General features: G+C 71.8%; 11 protein-coding genes and 3 pseudogenes. 4 read left to right on the forward strand and 10 right to left on the reverse strand.

The annotated features are described in order from the left end of the window. The 3 genes from G3N18_RS04530 to G3N18_RS04540 all read right to left on the reverse strand — a co-directional run. The coding region (locus tag G3N18_RS04530; protein ID WP_230403880.1) for an alpha/beta fold hydrolase at positions 1–896 on the reverse strand (896 nt) is incomplete at its 3' end. Next, positions 896–1,792: an SDR family oxidoreductase gene (locus G3N18_RS04535; protein WP_196383119.1), complete on the reverse strand. Its 897-nt coding sequence runs from the start codon at positions 1,790–1,792 to the stop codon at positions 896–898. The genes G3N18_RS04530 and G3N18_RS04535, both read right to left, overlap by 1 nt. Then, positions 1,789–2,922, reverse strand: a complete 1,134-nt coding sequence (locus G3N18_RS04540; protein ID WP_196383120.1) for an NAD(P)/FAD-dependent oxidoreductase — start codon at positions 2,920–2,922, stop codon at positions 1,789–1,791. The genes G3N18_RS04535 and G3N18_RS04540 overlap by 4 nt, the downstream gene beginning before the upstream one ends. A 161-nt stretch (positions 2,923–3,083) precedes the next feature. Between G3N18_RS04540 and G3N18_RS04545 the strand changes: the two are divergent. Next, a pseudogene (locus G3N18_RS04545) lies at positions 3,084–3,629 on the forward strand (FAD-dependent monooxygenase); the annotation flags it as partial. 16 nt (positions 3,630–3,645) lie between these two features. Here G3N18_RS04545 and G3N18_RS04550 read toward each other — a convergent pair. Next, positions 3,646–4,866, reverse strand: a complete 1,221-nt coding sequence (locus G3N18_RS04550; RefSeq protein ID WP_230403883.1) for a cation:proton antiporter domain-containing protein — start codon at positions 4,864–4,866, stop codon at positions 3,646–3,648. 13 nt (positions 4,867–4,879) lie between these two features. Beyond that, positions 4,880–5,440, reverse strand: a pseudogene (locus G3N18_RS16295) (cation:proton antiporter domain-containing protein); the annotation flags it as partial. 469 nt (positions 5,441–5,909) lie between these two features. On the opposite strand from G3N18_RS16295, the pseudogene G3N18_RS16035 reads away from it, so the two are divergent. Together G3N18_RS16035 and G3N18_RS16040 are read left to right on the forward strand one after the other, a co-directional pair. Further along, positions 5,910–6,473, forward strand: a pseudogene (locus tag G3N18_RS16035) (DNA glycosylase AlkZ-like family protein); the annotation flags it as partial. A 55-nt stretch (positions 6,474–6,528) separates the two neighbouring features. Next, complete coding sequence (locus G3N18_RS16040; RefSeq protein ID WP_230403890.1) at positions 6,529–6,882, forward strand: hypothetical protein; 354 nt, start codon at positions 6,529–6,531, stop codon at positions 6,880–6,882. Between the two features lie 2 nt (positions 6,883–6,884). Here G3N18_RS16040 and efeB read toward each other — a convergent pair whose 3' ends face one another. From efeB to G3N18_RS04575, 4 genes are all read right to left on the reverse strand, one after another. Beyond that, positions 6,885–8,240: an iron uptake transporter deferrochelatase/peroxidase subunit gene (efeB, locus tag G3N18_RS04560; RefSeq protein ID WP_196383162.1), complete on the reverse strand. Its 1,356-nt coding sequence runs from the start codon at positions 8,238–8,240 to the stop codon at positions 6,885–6,887. A 2-nt stretch (positions 8,241–8,242) separates the two neighbouring features. Continuing rightward, positions 8,243–9,472, reverse strand: coding sequence for an iron uptake system protein EfeO (gene efeO, locus G3N18_RS04565; RefSeq protein ID WP_196383121.1), 1,230 nt, complete (start codon positions 9,470–9,472; stop codon positions 8,243–8,245). After that, positions 9,472–10,491, reverse strand: a complete 1,020-nt coding sequence (efeU, locus tag G3N18_RS04570; RefSeq protein ID WP_196383122.1) for an iron uptake transporter permease EfeU — start codon at positions 10,489–10,491, stop codon at positions 9,472–9,474. Before efeU ends, efeO begins: the two co-directional genes overlap by 1 nt. 103 nt (positions 10,492–10,594) lie before the next feature. After that, positions 10,595–12,034 (reverse strand): XRE family transcriptional regulator, encoded by a 1,440-nt coding sequence (locus G3N18_RS04575; protein WP_196383123.1) that lies wholly within the window; start codon positions 12,032–12,034, stop codon positions 10,595–10,597. A gap of 115 nt (positions 12,035–12,149) precedes the next feature. Between G3N18_RS04575 and G3N18_RS04580 the strand changes: the two genes are divergently transcribed. Beyond that, a complete protein-coding gene (locus tag G3N18_RS04580; protein ID WP_196383124.1) occupies positions 12,150–14,048 on the forward strand; it encodes a phosphoenolpyruvate carboxykinase (GTP) in 1,899 nt (632 codons plus the stop codon). A gap of 202 nt (positions 14,049–14,250) precedes the next feature. Here the strand turns inward: G3N18_RS04580 and G3N18_RS04585 are convergent, their stop codons facing one another. Then, entirely contained in the window at positions 14,251–16,179 is a 1,929-nt protein-coding gene (locus G3N18_RS04585) for an ABC transporter ATP-binding protein (protein ID WP_196383125.1), read from the reverse strand. Positions 16,180–16,326: the final 147 nt, after the last annotated feature.

A 16,326-nucleotide genomic window follows, 5' to 3' on the forward strand; every position in this document is an offset into this window, starting at 1 on the left:
CGGTAGGCCGGGTCGTCGGCGATCGCCCGGGCGGCGAGCGTCGCGCGCACCCGCGGCGTGAGAGCGGGGGAGGCGATGAGGCGCGCCCAGTCGGCGGGCACCGCGGGGGCGTGCGCCTCGATCTCGTCGGCCAGGGCGGCGATCGCCGCCGCGACCTCCTCCGGCCGCTCCTGCGGCACGAGGTGACCCGTCTCGCGCAGGCGCACGAGGCGGGCGCGCGGATAGACGTCGCCGTGCAGACGCGGCTGCGCGTCGGCGCCAAGATCGTCGTCGTCCTCGCCCGCGACGATCACCGCGGGCACGTCCAGGGTGCCGACGACGGCCGACACGTCTTCACGGCTGCCGTGCTCGAGCCAGTGCACCCAGGCATCCGGTGCCGCTCGGCGCAGGTCGTCGATCGTCCGCGCATCGCACTCGCCGCCGAGCGGCAGGGCGGTGTTCGCCTCGACGAACGCGCGGGCCTCGTTCTCGCCGAGCCAGCCGTCGCGGGCCCAGCCGATCATCTCGGCCCGCTTGTCCTCGCTCATCGGCTCGGGCGTCGGCGGCGAGGCGGCCACGAGCACGACGCCCGCGAAGCCGAACACGGGATCGTCGCCGGCGAGCGCGCGCCGGGCGACGACCGAGGCGACCTTGCCGCCCATGCTGTGCCCGAGGAGCAGCCAGCGGCCGCCGTGGGCGGAGTCGTCGCGGCGTATGCGGTCGATGACGACATCGGCCATCTCGGCGACCGTGTACCCGGGCAGGTCGACGGCGTCGCCGAAGCCGGGCAGGTCGATCGGCACGAGTCGGATGCCGGGGCGCAGCGCCGCGGCGACGGGGCGGAACTCCGCCGCGCTGCCGCCGAGCGCGTGCAGCGCGTAGACGGTGAGATCGGATGCCGGTGCGTCGGGCGTCATCACGGGGTGACCATCCCGCCGTTGACGTTGAGCGTCTCGCCCGAGATGTAGCCCGACTCGGCCGAGGCGAGGAAGACGAACGCCGGCGCGATCTCGGCGGGCTGGCCGGCGCGGCGGTACTCGTTCTCGTCGTCGAAGTGCGTCATCTGCTCGTCGGAGACGCCGTCCGACACCTGCAGGGCCGTCCAGGTCGGGCCGGGGGCGACGACGTTGACGCGGATGCCGCGGGGAGCCAGCTGCTGCGCGAGACCCTTGGAGAGGTTGTTGATCGCGGCCTTCGTCGCCGCGTAGTCCAGCCGATCGGGCGCGGGCACGTACGCCTCGAGTGAGGCCGTGTTGATGATCGTCGACCCGGGCGTCAGGTGGGGGAGGGCGGCCTTGATCAGCCGGAACGGGGCGAACACGTTCGTCCGGAACGTCGCCTCGAACTGCTCGTCGCTGAGATCTTCGACCTTCGCCACGGCGGTCTGCTTGCCCGCGTTGTTGACCAGGATGTCGAGACCGCCGAGCTCGGCGACGGCGTCGGCGACGACGGTGCGGCAGCGCTCGGCGTCGGTGAGGTCGGCCACGAGCGCGACGCCGTGACGCCCCGCCTCCCGGATGAGACCGAGGACGTGCGCGGCGTCCGGTTCCTCGCCCGGTCGGTGCACGATCGCGACGTCGGCGCCCTCGCGCGCGAACGCGATCGCCGCCGCCCCGCCGATGCCGGAGTCGCCGCCGGTGATCAGCGCGCGCCGCCCCGCGAGCCGGCCGGAGCCCCGGTAGGTGTGCTCGCCGAGGTCGGGGACGGGCGTCATGACGCCCTGCACCGCCGGCTCGTCCTGATGCTGGAGCGGCGGCTCGACCCGAGGGTAGCGCGTGACCGGGTTGCCGAAGGCGTACTGGTCGTCGGTCATGAGGCCTCCTCGCGGATGCGATCGATGAGGGCATCGCGATCGACGGGTCCGTCCTCGGTGAGAACGGCGCGCGCGGCATCCGTTCGATCGTCGATGTTCCACAGCAGCACGCCGACGACGCGGTCGTCGTCGAGGTAGTAGACGACGCCGCGTTCGAGCGGCTCGACCCAGTCATCGACCGTCTCGAGCGATCCGTCGAGCGTGCCGACCGCCTCGTAGCGGGTGCCGAACACGACGGAGTAGTAGTACGGCGTGTGGGTGTACTCCTCGCCGGCGCCCGCGAGATTCCGACCCGCCTGCCGGCCCATCTGCTCCGCGTTGTCGACGTGCTCGACGCGGCGGCGTCCGAGGATGCGGTCGGGGTATTCGGCCACGTCGCCGGCGGCGAAGACGTCGGCCCGATCGGTGCGCAGGTGCGCGTCGACGACGATGCCGTCGCCCGTCGCGATGCCGGAGGACTCGGCGAGCTCGGTCTGCACCTCGATGCCGAGGCCCGAGACCACGGCATCCGCGACGACCGTCGCGCCGCCTTCGAGGTCGAGTCGCACTCCCGCGTCGCCGGCGACGCCGCCGACCACCTCATGGCCGCCGACGAGTTCGACGCCGGCGTCGCGGAACATCCCGGCGAAATGGTCGGCGAGATCCGCGGGGAACACGTCGGCGCCGAGGGTGGCCGTGCTGTGCACGAGCACGGTGTCGACGCCCTGCTGCACGAGCGCGGCGGCGAGTTCGCTGCCGATGTAGCCGCCCCCGACCACCGCGATGCGGTCGGCCTGCGCGGCGAGGGCGCGGAGGTGCCGATAGTCCCCCGCGGTGCGGAAGGTGAGCACCCGGTCGCTCGCGCCCCCGCCCTCGATCGGCAGCGCGACGGGGGTGCCGCCGGTCGCGATGAGGACGGTGCCGTAGCGATAGGTGTCGCCGGCATCCGTGTCGAGCTCGTGCGCGTCGGGGCGGAGGGCGGTGACCCGCGTGCGCAGGACGACCACGGCGCCGGTGTCGTCGGCGGTGTCGCGCTCCCGGATGCCCCGTGCCGCCGCGTCGGCGACCATCCCGCCTCCGACGATGACGTGGTCGTAGGCGATCGGGGTGGGCGCGGCGCCGGCGGTGGGAGCCGGATGCGCGGAGGTCATGTCCCGATTCAATCAGCCCATGCGCGTGCACACCAACGGGTTGACCGTGCCCCGCCCGGGCGCTACTCCGCGCGCGACGGACCCCTCCTTCAGTCGCCTTCCGTCGACAACTCGACGCTCCCGCGGCGCAGTCGTGCCCGTACGTGTGACTCGGCACCGACCGCCTGCCGAGGGTCTTCCTCACCGGCGATGCGTGCCACACGCACAGCGCCAAGGCCGGGCAGGGGATGAACGTCTCGATGCAGGACGGCTTCAACCTCGGCTGGAAGCTCGGCGCGGTCGTGACCGGGCTCGCGGACGCCGCGCATCAAGAGCGCGCGACGGGATTCCCGATCGGCAAGCGAATCAAGAGTGCGCCGGTCACGCGCGCCGCAGACGGCAACGTCGTGCATCTCGGACACCACGCGAGGGCCGACGGTCGCGCGAAGGTGATCTACCCGGGAGGCTATGACGAGATCGACGTCACGCGCGTCCCCGCGATCTTCCGCCCGCGCACCGGCCCGCTGCACCTCACCGACTGGGAGAAGGTGTTCGCCGCAGCGCCCAACCGCTGGAACGCGACCGACATCTATGCGGAACGCGGCATCTCACGAGACGGGGCGGTCGTCGTCGTGCGCCCCGACCAGTACGTCGCCGGTGTCTTCCCCCTGGACGGCGTGGACGGCGTGCAGGAGCTCGCCGTCTTCTTCGACGCCTGGCTGCTGTAGGTCGCGTCGGGCGGGTTCACTCGAGCGGGTCCACGCCACGCAGGCGCAACTCGTCGATGTCGAGGTGGTCCTCGATCCGTCGGACGACGAGGTCGTCGATCGTGCCCTCGCGCCGCAACCGGTGCAGCACGGCGCGCTTGCGCTCGAGCACGGCGAGGCGCAGTCGCGTCGCCTCCTCGTACCGGGTGATGGGCGAGCGCTGAGTCAGGTCGATGTCGTCGCTCGTCGCAATCATCTCGAGCGGCGAGGCCGACAGGGCGGGCATCGCCGCGCCCCCGACGGAATTCGAGGGCGCAGTCGAGCGCGCCCACGAGGCATCCGCGGCACCCTCGTCATCCGCGTCGTCCCCGGCGCCCGCGTGGTTCCCGGCCTCCGGGGTAGAGAGCATGCTCTCGAGCTCGGAGATGGATGCCGCGTCGGCGCGGCTCTGCCGGGCGTAGGCGCGTGCATTGGAGAGCTCGAGGTACTCGTAGGTCTCGCGGCGGATCCGGTCGCGCACCTCGTCGCTGATGCCGTGCTCGGCGGCGAGGTCGTCGAGCACGGCGACAGTCGCACCCGTGATCGTGCGCTGCGCGAGCTCGTACTCCTCGGCCGCGGTCTCATCCTGCGGCAAGCGCGCCCAACGCACGATCGCGGGGAGCAGCGTCCCCTGCACGAGAAGGCTCACGAGGATCACCCCGCCCGTCACGAACGCGACGATGTCGCGCCCGGTGAGTTCGCCGATGCCCTCGATGGATGGCGGAACGGACAGGGCGATCGCAAGCGACACGGCGCCGCGGAACCCGGCGAACGTATTGACGATGCGTCCGCGGTGGTGGTGGCCGAACCGCGGGTCTCGCGGGGTCCGGGAGAATGGCGCGAACAAGGTCAGGAACACATACCGGACGACGATCAGTGCGATCCACGTCGCGATCGTGATGGCCACGAGCATGCCGAGTTGCCGGGCCGGGACGTCGTGCACGACGTACTGCACCTCGAGTCCGATGAGGACGAACAGCGCCCCGTTGAGCAGATACACGCCGAACGGCCATGCCAACTGCGCCTGGCGCCGCGACGTCGCGGTCGTGATGCCCGCGTGCGACCAGGCCACGATCAGACCCGCGAAGACGACCGCCAGCACGCCGGAGGCGTCGACGAGCTCGGCGAGGAGGAAGGCGACGAACGGCACGAGCAGAAGCGTCGTGTTGATGACGAGGGCGTGGCGCGCGCCGCAGCGCCAGGTAGACGAGCGCTGCAACCGCGATGCCGGCCGCGGCGCCGCCCAGGTAGGAGACGGCCACCATCCCGGTGATCGACCATCCCGAGATGTTCTCGCCGAGGGCGAGCGAGAGGGCGATCGCGTAGAGCACGAGCGCCGTCCCGTCGTTTGTCAGACTCTCGGCCTTGAGCTTCATGAACATCCGCTCAGGAAGCAGACGCCCGAGGGCGGCGACCGCCGTGGCATCCGGCGGAGCGACGGCGGCACCGAGAAGGAGCGCCGTATGGAACGGCACTCCGAAGAGCGTCGCGATCCATGCCACGGCGAACGCGGACGCGACGACGAGAAGCGTCGACATCGGCACGATGTACCGCAGCGACTGCCGGACCGCGCGCAACGAGGTCGTGAGGCTCTCCCAGAAGAGCATGACCGGCAGGAAGAGGAGCAGCACGGTCTCGGGCGGCAGCTGGATGTCGCGCAGTGCCGGGACGAATCCGAGCAGCAGCCCGATCACGACGAGGACGAGCGGTGTCGCGATCCGCAGGCGCGGCGCGAGCACCGTCCCGGCCAGGATCGCGAGGCCCAGCAGAACGGTGACTTCGAGGCCTTCCATGGCATCCCTCCCTGTTCACACTCAGTGTGGGCTCAAGGATCAGCGTTCTGCCAGGCTCTGGCATTCCCCGCCCGCCGTGCGCGGCGCGGCGGCGCCGCCGCAGAAGCCGGGCGTCAGGAGTTCACGCGGATGATCTCCTGCTGGTACGGCGCGATGACCTCCCCCGAGATTCGACAGTCGAGGAGGAGGTAGGGTCGGTCGACGTCGCGCGCCGGACGAGTCGATTATAGGGCGGCCGTGACCGCCGGTGCGGGTGCCGTTTGCAGGAACTCTGTGCCGACTCGCGCGTGCGAGCCGCGGAAACACGTGGAACGCGCGCGGCGGTGCGCGCGATTCTCCTGCAAACGGCACGCGGGGCCGGCCGCACGGGGTGGAGGATGGCGTCATGGATCCCGAGGGCCTCCGGGCGGCGCGGATGCGCGCGCACCGTCTGACCGACCCCGCCTCGGGCGTGGTCGCCGCGCGGCACATGACGGCGACGCAGTCGCAGGAGTTCACGAGCGGCCGGTGGGCGCTCGCCGTGCGCTCGACGGGATCGCCCGCACTCGCCGACGTCGATGCGGCCTTCGAGCGCGGCGAGCGCATCCGGTCGTGGACGCAGCGGGGAACCGTGCACATCCTCGATCCGCGCGACCTCGGATGGATGCGGGGCATCACGCCGGGCCGGCAGCTCCGGCAGGCCGCCGGTGTGCACCGCCGCCTCGGCATCGACGACGACGTGCTCGCCCGCGCCGAGTCCGCTGTGCGGCCGGTGCTCCGCGGCGACAACCGGCTCACCCGTCGCGAGCTCGGCACGGTGCTGACGGACGCCGGCATCGACGCGACCGGCATGCGCGCGAACCTCATTCTCGCCGCACTGTGCCTCCGGTGGCTCGTCGTGCTCGGCCCCGTCGTTCCGCGCGAGGGTGCACCGAGCCGCGAGCAGTACGTCGTCGCGGCGGACGAGTGGGTCGAGGATGCCACGGCGCCGGCCGATGCGCTCGCGGAGATCCTCGTCCGCTACCTGCGCGGGCACGGACCGGCCGGGCTCGCCGACTTCCGCTGGTGGGTCGGGCTTCCGCCCGGGCTCGCGCGCTCGGCGCTCGAGGGTGCGGGAACGCGCGCCGGACGTCGTCGCCCTCCCGGCGTTCGGCCCGGGGCCGAACGGCGCCGTCGCTCCCGTGCTCGTCACCGGCGGCCGGGTGGTCGGCACGTGGAAGCACGCACTGGCCGTGGACCGGCACCATCTCGCCCCGGTCGTCGGGACGGTCGAGGTGCAGCTCGACGAGGCATCCGTCGCTGCGGCGCTCGCGCGCTACGTCGAGTTCCTCGCCGGCGGACGGCCGCCCCAGGCGAGCGAGCGATCGCCTGGGCCGGGCCGGCCCGGGCTCTCGTGTGCACAATTCAGTCTCCCCGCGCGGCGGCAGGCAGGTCGCGACGGCCATCCGACCGGCCCGGACTGACCTCAGGCGTCGAACAGCCCCGCACCGACGTACGAGCCGGCCGCGGCGCCCGGCGGCACGGCCCAGACGCCCGAGCCGATGTGGCGGATGTACTCGGCGAGGAGGTCGGTGGCGAGGGCCTTCTGCAGCGCGACGAACTGGTCGGGGGAGCGCTGGTACGACAGGAAGAACAGCCCGGCGTCCAGGCGCCCGAGCCCGGTGTTGCCGTCGACGTAGTTGTATCCGCGGCGGAGGATGCGATTACCGCCGTTGAGGTCGGGGTGCGCGAGTCGCACGTGGCTGCGCGCGTCGATGGCCGGCGCGCCGCCCGGGCCCGTGGCCGCGAAGTCGGGCGCGGTGTTCTCCTGTCCGCCCGACAGCGGTGCCCCGATCGCCTTGTCGCGACCGATGACCTGCTCCTGCTCGGCGAGCCGCACGCGGTCCCAGGTCTCGATGAGCATCGCGATCTTGCGCGCGACGAGGTACGAGCCCCCCGTCATCCACGCGGGCTCGTCGCCGCTGCCGACCCAGACGTGCGCGTCGAGCGCGGCCGTGTCGTCGGCGAGGATGTTGGCGGTGCCGTCCTTGAACCCGAAGAGGTTCCGAGGCGTGGCCTGGTCGGTGGTCGTCTTCGACGTCTTGCCGAATCCGAGCTGCGACCAGCGCAGCCGCGCCCGGCCGAACGCGATCCGGCTGAGATTGCGGATCGCGTGCACCGCCACCTGCGGGTCGTCGGCGCACGCCTGGATCACGAGGTCGCCGCCCGAGGCGAGCGGATCGAGGTCGTCGCCGAGGAACGCGGGGAGCGGGGTGAGCGCCGCGGGGCGCTGCGCGGCGATGCCGTAGCGGTCCTCACCCGCCCCGGTCTGGAACAGCGTCGGCCCGAACCCGAACGTGATCGTCAGGCCGTTGGCGGCGAGCCCCAGGGCTTCGCCCGTGTCGTCGGGCGGCGCCTCGGGCGATCCACCCACCGCGCCCGTCGCCGAGACGTCCAGCCCCTGACTCATGCGCGCCGCGGCATACGTCCAGTCCTGCAGCAGCTCGATCAGGTCGTCGCGGTTCGTGCGCGCCATCATGTCGAACGACGCGAAGTGCAGGTGATCCTGCACCGGCGTCGTGATGCCCGCCTGGTGCACGCCGAAGAACGGGTGCACGGATGCCTCGGAGGCGCCCACCCGCGCTCGGCCGACGGCCGACCCCGCGCCCGCCCCTACGGCGAGGCCGGCGGCGCCGATCCCCGCGGCGAGCCCGATGAGCCCGCGCCGGCTGAGGCCGCCGCGCGCCTCGCCGCCGCGGACCTCGGCACCGGAGACCCCGCCGGCCGGCGGGGTCTCCGCGCCCGCCGGCGCGTCGGGGAGGGCGTCGTCGTTCGTGGTCATCATCACTCCAGGATGGTCGACGTGAGCTTCGACAGCGGCTCGGCGAGCGCGTTGATGAGGTCGGTGAACTCGCGCTTGTCGGCCTCGGTGAGTTCGCGGTAGTTCACGAACCCGGACTCGAGCGAACCGTGCTGTGCGAGCGACGCGTAGAGGTCGTCGTAGCCGGTCTGGATCTTCTTCACGAGAGCGGCGCCCTCCGAGCCCGACGACGAGGCGAAATCCTGGACGAGCGAGAATGCCATCTCGGAGCCCTCGACGTTCGCCGCGAAGTCCCACAGGTCGGTGCCCGACCACCAGTCCTCCTCGCCCGAAATCTTGCCGGTCGCGACCTCGTCGAGCAGGCCGATGGCGCCGTTGGAGACGCCGCCGATCCCCTGCGCGTCGAGGGCCTCGGTGAAGGCATCCGAGTGCACGTAGTCGTTGAGCTCCGCGACGTCGGCGATCAGCTGGTCGCCGTAGGCGGCGCGCTCGGCGGGTGTCGACGGCTGCCAGTTCTGCCAGGCCGGCGTCACGCCGTCGGAGTTGAGCGCATCTTGCGCGGGCACCCAGAGGTCCTTCTCGATGCGGTGGAAGCCGGTCCACTCGAGGCCTTCGGCCACGGCATCCACCTCGCGGTAGTCGATGCGCGGGTCGAGGTCGCCGAGCGACTCGGCCACCGGCTCGATGCGCTCGTAGAAGGCGCGGGTGGTGGCGAACTGCGCCTTCGCCGCGTCGTCGTCGCCCGACTCGTACGCCGCGACGAAGCTGTCGACGGCGGGCACGAGCTGCTCGACCTGGTCTTTGACGAACGCGGCGTAGAGGTCGACGGCCTTCTGCTTCTGCTCGGCGTCGTCGCCGGTCGCGGCGACCTTCTCGCCCGAGACCGCGAAGGGGGCCTTGCCGACGCCCTCGCCGACCATGCCGGGCTTGCAGAGCGTGTAGTAGTCGCCCGGCTGCGCGACGACGGTGAGCGTGCGCGAGGCGCCGGGGGCGATGTTCTCGACCTCGCCGACGATGCGCAACCCATCCTCGGCGAGCAGGTAGAACTCGCTCACGTCGGAGCTCTGGTTGGTCACGTCGAAGGTGAGCGTGCCGCTCGTGGCGGTCGCCGCCGAGACGTCGCAGGAGGTGTCCGTCGAGGTCACCGTGAGCGAGCCCGAGGCGGCGGCATCGGTCTTGGCGACGCAGCCGGAGAGGGCGAGTGCGGCGAGCGCGGTCGCGGCCGTGGCGGCGAGCAGGCGGGGGCGGATCATCAGGCTCCTTGCGGGTGGGAGGCCGAGGCGGCGGGCGCCTCCTGGTCGGTGGAGGGGGAGTCGGTGGTGGGGTGGTCGGTCGAAGGGGAGCGGGAAGGGGCGACGGATGCCTCGGCATCCACGTCGTCCGTCGCTCCGGCCGGGGCCGGCGGCCGGCGCCGCAGCCCGCGCACGAAGACGGTGCCGACGACGAGGAGGTAGACCACCCAGGCGATCACCTGCAGCCACGACATCTGCGGCATGAAGCCGACGGTGGCCTGCAGGACGGCGGCGAGCGGCGACGTCGGCGGGATCACCGCGCGCAGATCGAACGCCCAGCCGAACGGGAACGCCGCCCATCCGGTCGCGACCGCGCCGGTGGCCTCGATCGGGGCGAGCGCGGTGAACGGCCCGGGAAGGGCGCCGGCCTCCTGCAGATCGTGGATGGCGTAGGCGAGCACGCCCGCCGCGACAACGACGAGGAACGCGCCGGTCCACGCGAAGAAGACGCGCAGGTCGACGCGCACCATGCCGCGGGCGAGGAGCCACCCGATCGCCACCGCGGCAGCGAGCCCGAGGAGCGCGCCGAGCAGGGTCGACGGCGCGTCGCCGAACGACTGCACCATCGACCACAGCAGCAGCGTCGTCTCGATTCCCTCGCGTGCAACGGAGATGAACCCGATCGCAACGAGGGCCCACGCCCCGCCGGCGGACAGAGCGCGATCGATCCCACCCTCGAGCGTGCGCTTCATCGTGCGCCCGGTCTTCTGCATCCAGAAGATCATCCAGGTCACCATCGCGACGGTGAGGAGCGAGAGGATGCCGCCGAGGAGCTCCTGCGCTTCGAAGGTGAGCGCGTACGAACCGAAGGTGAGGATCGCGCCGATGCCGAGGGCGAGCGCAACAGCGAGGCCGATGCCTGCCCACACGCGCGGGAGGACGTCGCGGCGGCCGATACGGGTGAGGTAGGCGACGAGGATGCCGACGACGAGGGCGGCTTCGAGGCCTTCGCGGAGACCGATCAGGAAAGTGGCGAGCACGGTGTGGATTTCGTTCGGGGAGTTAGGTTAGGTGAACCTCACTAGCGCATCAACGATACACCCGGACGCACCCCCGCTCCAACGCGGGAGGGTCGAAGACGCCCTACTCCTGTGCGTGCCGGTCGAGGAAGGCGTAGACCTCGCCGTCGTCCACGCCGGGGAACGCCCCCCGCGGCAGCGGCGAGAACATCTGCATGTGCACGCGCGCGCTCGGCCAAGCCTTCCCGTTCCAGCGGTCGGTCAGCGAGGCATCCGGGCGTCGGCAGCACGACTCGTCGGGGCAGGTCGACACGGCGCGCTTGTGGGTCTCGCGGCCGCGGAACCAGCGTGCGTCGTCGAAGGGCACGCCGACCGTGATCGAGAACTCGCCGTCGCCCGTGCGCCCGGTCTGGCTCGAACACCAGAAGGTGCCGGCGGGGGTGTCGGTGTACTGATAGTGCTCGACGGTGCGGTTCTGCTCCGCGAAGGCGGCGCGCGCGGCGAACCTGCGGCAGACGATCTGCCCCTCGACCGATCCGGTGACATCCATCGGCAGCGGCAGGTCGTCGTTCTCGTAGACCCGGTTGATCGCCCCCGCTCCGTCGACCCGCAGGAAGTGCAGGCGCGTGCCGAGATGCTCGGTCAGCAGGTTCGTCATCCGCATCGCCGCCGCCTCGTGCGTCACGCCGAACGCGTCGCGGAAGTCCTCGACGGCGAGGTTCCGGTCCTTCTTCGCCTGGGCGAGGAAAGCGACCGATGCTGTCTCGGGCATGAGGCAGCACGCCGCGAAGTAGTTGATCTCGAGCCGCTGCTGCAGGAAGTCGGCGTAGTCGGTGGGCGGCGTGTGCCCGAGCAGCCGGTGCGCCATCGCCTGCAGCGCCATCGAGCGGAGGCCGTGACCGCCGGGGATCGACGCCGGCGGCAGGTAGATGCGTCCGTTCTCGAGGTCGGTCACCGACCGGGCGGAGTGCGGCAGGTCGTCGACGTAGATGAGCTCGAAGCCCAGCTGCGACGCCATGACGCTGACGCTCCGGTGCGTGAGCGCGCCGCCGGTGTGCCCCGCGGCCTTGAGCTGCTTCTCGGCGAGGTGCTCGATCTCGGGCAGGTAGTTGCCCCGCTCCCGCATGCGCAGGCGCAGCTCGGTGTTCGCGCGCCGGGCCTCCTCGGGCGTCGCGATCGCCTCGCGCTCGCGGCGCTGCAGCTCGCGGTGCAGGCCCAGGATCGACTCGATCGTCTCGTCGCTGGTCGCCTTGGTGACGCGCACGGCGGGGATGCCGAGGCGCCGGAACACGGGCGAGTTCTGCGCCTGCTCGAGGTCGAGTTCGAGGGCGGCGCGCAGGTTCGGCGGCTCGGGGGAGAGGAGGTCGGTGACATCCGTGCCCGTCGCGTGCGCGATCGCCTGCAGCAGCGACAGCTTCGGCTCGCGCTTGCCGTTCTCGATGAGGCTCAGCTGACTGCCCGCCACCCCGACGAGCGCGCCCAGCTCGTCGAGGGTGTACCCCCGCGCGACGCGGTGATGACGGATGCGGTGACCGAGAGTCGACAGCTCGAGAGCAGAAGCCATTCCTTGATGATAGCGAAACAATCGCGATTCTTGCGCCCCGATTCGTTCGAAACTCGGCGCGAATCGGCGCACAGTGGAAACACGAGCACCAGAGACCGCCCACGAAGGAGCTGACATGGCCATCGCCGATCTGTTCACCCGCACCGCGTCCGCCCCCGCCGAGGGCCGCAGCGCCGGGGCGGCATACCGCACCTACGGCGCGCGCCCGGTCCGGGCCGGCGAGGGCCTCGACGAGTTCTTCGCCTGGGTCGACGAGATCGCCGCGCTCACCCAGCCCGACCGCATCCACTGGGTCGACGGATCGCGCGCCGAGAACGAGGCGCTGCTGCGCGAGCAGGTCGACGAGGGCAAGCTCATCAAGCTGAACCCCGAGTGGCGGCCCGGCTCGTACCTCGCCCGCTCGCACCCGAGCGACGTCGCCCGCACCGAGGGGCGCACCTTCATCGCCTCCGAGCGCGAGGAGGACGCCGGCCCCACGAACAACTGGGCGAACCCCGCCGAGATGCGCGCGACCATCACGCCCCTGTTCGAGGGCTCGATGCGCGGGCGCACCATGTACGTCGTGCCGTTCTCGATGGGCGCCGTCGGCGGCCCGCTCTCGCACATCGGCGTGCAGATCACCGACTCGGCCTACGCCGTCACCTCGATCGGCATCATGACCCGCGTCGGTACCGAGGTGCTCGACCAGATCGCCGCCCGCAAGCCGTGGGTGAAGACCGTGCACACGGTCGGCGCTCCGCTCGAGCCCGGTGAGAAGGATGCCGCGTGGCCCTGCAACGATGAGAAGTACATCGTGCACTACCCCGAGACGCTCGAGGTGTGGTCGTACGGATCGGGCTACGGCGGCAACGCGATCCTCGCGAAGAAGTGCTTCGCCCTGCGGATCGCCTCGGTGATCGGCCGCGACGAGGGTTGGCTCGCCGAGCACATGCTGCTCATCCGCGTCATCAGCCCCGAGGGCAAGAAATACCACCTGGCGGCGGCGTTCCCGTCGGCGTGCGGCAAGACCAACCTCGCGATGCTCCGCCCCACGATCCCCGGCTGGCGCGTGGAGACGCTCGGTGACGACATCGCATGGCTGCGTCCCGGTGACGACGGACGCCTCTGGGCGATCAACCCCGAGGCCGGCTTCTTCGGCGTCGCGCCCGGCACCGGCGAGTCGACGAACGTGACGGCCGTCGAGACCCTCTGGGGCAACACGATCTTCACGAACGTGGCGCTCCGCCCCGACGGCGACGTCTGGTGGGAGGGGCTCACCGACGACGTGCCCGCCGAGCTCACCGACTGGGAGGGCAACCCGTGGACGCCCGACGCCGGCCGGCCCGCCGCGCACCCCAACTCCCGCTTCACCGTGAGCGCGGCGCAGTGCCCGCAGATCGCGGCCGACTGGGATGCCCCGGAGGGCGTGCCGCTCGACGGCATCCTCTTCGGCGGGCGCCGCGCGACCAACGTGCCGCTCGTCGTCGAGGCGACCGACTGGACCCACGGCGTCTTCCTCGGCTCGAACATCTCCTCCGAGCGCACCGCCGCCGCCGAGGGCACGGTCGGGGAGCTCCGCCGCGACCCGTTCGCGATGCTCCCGTTCTGCGGCTACAACATGGCCGACTACTTCGGTCACTGGCTGAAGGTCGGGCAGAAGCTGCGCTTCGACCGCGCGCCGCGGGTCTTCCAGGTCAACTGGTTCCGCAAGGGGGCCGACGGACGCTTCCTCTGGCCCGGGTTCGGTGACAACTCGCGCGTCATCGACTGGATCATCCGCCGCATCGAGGGCAAGGTTCCCGCCGTCGACAGCCCGATCGGCCGTCTGCCGCAGACGAGCGACCTGAACCTCGACGGCATCGAGGTGCCGCAGCAAGACCTCGACGCCCTGTTCGAGATCGACCCCGCGCTGTGGCTGCAGGAGACCGACCTCACCGAGGACTTCTACCGCACCTTCGACGGCAAGGTGCCGCCGGCGCTCTACGCCGAGCTCGCGGCGCTGCGCTACCGCCTGAAGGCCGCCCAGGAGGCCTGACCCGCCTCCCGCGTCGCGCTCTTCCGGCGCCCGCTGTTCCGGCCTCTGCGCCGCGGCGACCCTCGTCCCACTCGGGCGGGGGTCGTCCCGTTTCGGGCGCCGCATGCCCCAGAAGTGGTCGCTTCCGAGCACCGAAACCGACCACTTTCGGGACATGGATGGATGCCTGGGGAGCGGAACCCACCCCCACCCCCGCCCCGGGTCAGACCAGCAGCTGGTGGCGGGCGAGGTCGCGGTACAGCGGCACGGTCTCGACGAGCTCGGCGTGCGTGCCCTGGCCGACGACGCGGCCGCGGTCGAGCACGATGATGAGGTCGCTGTCGACGACGGTCGACAGACGGTGCGCGATCACGACGAGGGTGCGGCCCGCGGCGACGGCGTCGATCGCCTCGCGCATGCGCTGTTCGTTGAGGCCATCGAGCGACGACGTCGACTCGTCGAGCAGCAGGATCGGGGGAGCGGCCAGCAGTGCGCGGGCGATCGCGAGGCGCTGGCGCTCGCCGCCCGAAAGCATGACACCCGCTTCGCCGACGGGCGCGGCGAGCCCGAGCGGCGAGCGTTCGAGCACGTCGCCGAGGTTCACCGCGCGCAGCACGCGCTCGCACGCGGCGTCGGATGCCTCGGGAGACGCGAGCCGCAGGTTGTCGCCGATCGTGCCGGCGAGCGTCGGGGCATCCTGCTCGACGTAGCCGAGCTGGGCGCGCAGGCGGCTGCGGTCGATGCGGCGCACGTCGGTGCCGTCGAGCAGCACGGCGCCCGCGTCGGGGTCGTAGAAGCGCTCGATGAGGGCGAGCGTCGTCGACTTGCCGGCGCCCGACGGCCCGACCAGGGCGACGCGCGCGCCGCGCGGCACCGCGAACGACACGTCGTGCAGCACGTCGCCGTCGACCTCGCGCACGGCGACGGTGTCGGCGTGCACGTCGGCGAGGGCGCGCTGGGCCTCTTCTTCGGCGCTGCGGCGGGTGCGGACGACCGCCGCGGGGTACGCGAACCGCACGCCGCGGAACTCGATGGCCGAGCTGTCGCGGGTGGCGAGCAGGTCGTCGACGGTCTGGATCGGCCCGGTGAGGTCTTCGGCGGGCCAGGCGCGGCGGGCCTCGTCGGCGGCGGCGGCGATCTCGGCGTCGCAGGCGGTCTCGGTGGGAAGGTCCAGCACCTCCTGAATGCGGCCGAGGGCGCCGAGGGCCTGGTTCACCGAGGTGATGGCGCCGAAGAACGAGCCGAGCGGCTGCACGAGGAAGAAGAGGAACATCACGAAGGTCACCAGCTGCGCGATCGTGATGGCGCCCGAGGCGACCCGGAACCCGCCCACGCCGAGCACGACCAGCAGCGACAGCTGCAGCGCGATGCCGGCGATCGGCACGATGAACGCGGATGCCTTGGCGACCTGCACGCCCGCGTCGTAGGCGCCGCGCGCGGTCTCGTCGATCGCCGCCTGCTCGCGGGCGGCGGCGCCCGACGCGCGGATCGTGCGGATCGACCCGATCGCCCGCTCGACGCCCGAGGCGAGCTCGCCGACCTTCTCTTGCTGCACGGTCGTGGCGCGCCGGATGCGCCCGCTGAGCGCGCCGACGACGGCGACCGAAGCGCCCACGACGACGAGGATGAGCAGCAGCAGCACGGGGTCGATCAGCAGCATCGCGATCACGGCGCCGACGAAGATCAGCGCGTTGCCGACCGAGTCGGCGAGTCCCTGGGTGAGCACGGCGTAGAGCAGCGTCGTGTCGGTGCCGACGCGTGAGACGAGGTCGCCGGTGCGCCGCGCGTCGTACTCCTGCACCGGCAGGTGCAGCAGCTGCGCGATCAGCCGCCGGCGGCTGGAGTAGACGACCGCGGTGCCGGTGCGCTGCAGCAGATAGTGCTGGATGCCGCTGATCAGCGACGACGCGACGACGAGCCCGACGAGCACCCACACGAGCGCGCCGAGCGGGGCGCTCTGCTGCACCCGCTCGATGACCTGGCCGACCACGAGCGGCTGCGCAAGGGTCGCCGCCGCGGCGAGCACGCTCAGGATCGCGACGACGACGACGGTTTTCTTGTGTTCGAAGACGAACGGCAGCAGTTGGCGCAGGCTCGCGCGCGGGCCGTCGCCTTTCGCAGAGCGGGAGCGGCGAGGGGAGGCAGAAGACATGAGCGGCTTTCTTTGCAGGTCGGGTCCTGCCCCTCTATCTTCTCTCCGCTTTCATGTGCAGTGTCTGTTTGCGCGCCATGACGGCGTGGCCCGTGAAACGACGGATGCCGCGGAGCGCTCGGCTCCGCGGCATCCACCGTTCAGGTG

Origin of the sequence: Microbacterium paulum (genome assembly GCF_015707995.1) — a bacterium.
In the GTDB taxonomy this organism is placed as follows: Bacteria; Actinomycetota; Actinomycetes; order Actinomycetales; family Microbacteriaceae; genus Microbacterium; species Microbacterium paulum.

Excerpts from the sequence above, each read along its gene's own strand:
- G3N18_RS04535 (WP_196383119.1), bottom strand. The coding sequence starts at position 1,792 with ATGACCGACGACCAGTACGCCTTCGGCAACCCGGTCACGCGCTACCCT.
- G3N18_RS04540 (WP_196383120.1), bottom strand. The coding sequence starts at position 2,922 with ATGACCTCCGCGCATCCGGCTCCCACCGCCGGCGCCGCGCCCACCCCG.
- efeB (WP_196383162.1), bottom strand. The coding sequence starts at position 8,240 with ATGACCACGAACGACGACGCCCTCCCCGACGCGCCGGCGGGCGCGGAG.
- efeO (WP_196383121.1), bottom strand. The coding sequence starts at position 9,472 with ATGATCCGCCCCCGCCTGCTCGCCGCCACGGCCGCGACCGCGCTCGCC.
- G3N18_RS04575 (WP_196383123.1), bottom strand. The coding sequence starts at position 12,034 with ATGGCTTCTGCTCTCGAGCTGTCGACTCTCGGTCACCGCATCCGTCAT.
- G3N18_RS04580 (WP_196383124.1), top strand. The coding sequence starts at position 12,150 with ATGGCCATCGCCGATCTGTTCACCCGCACCGCGTCCGCCCCCGCCGAG.
- G3N18_RS04585 (WP_196383125.1), bottom strand. The coding sequence starts at position 16,179 with ATGTCTTCTGCCTCCCCTCGCCGCTCCCGCTCTGCGAAAGGCGACGGC.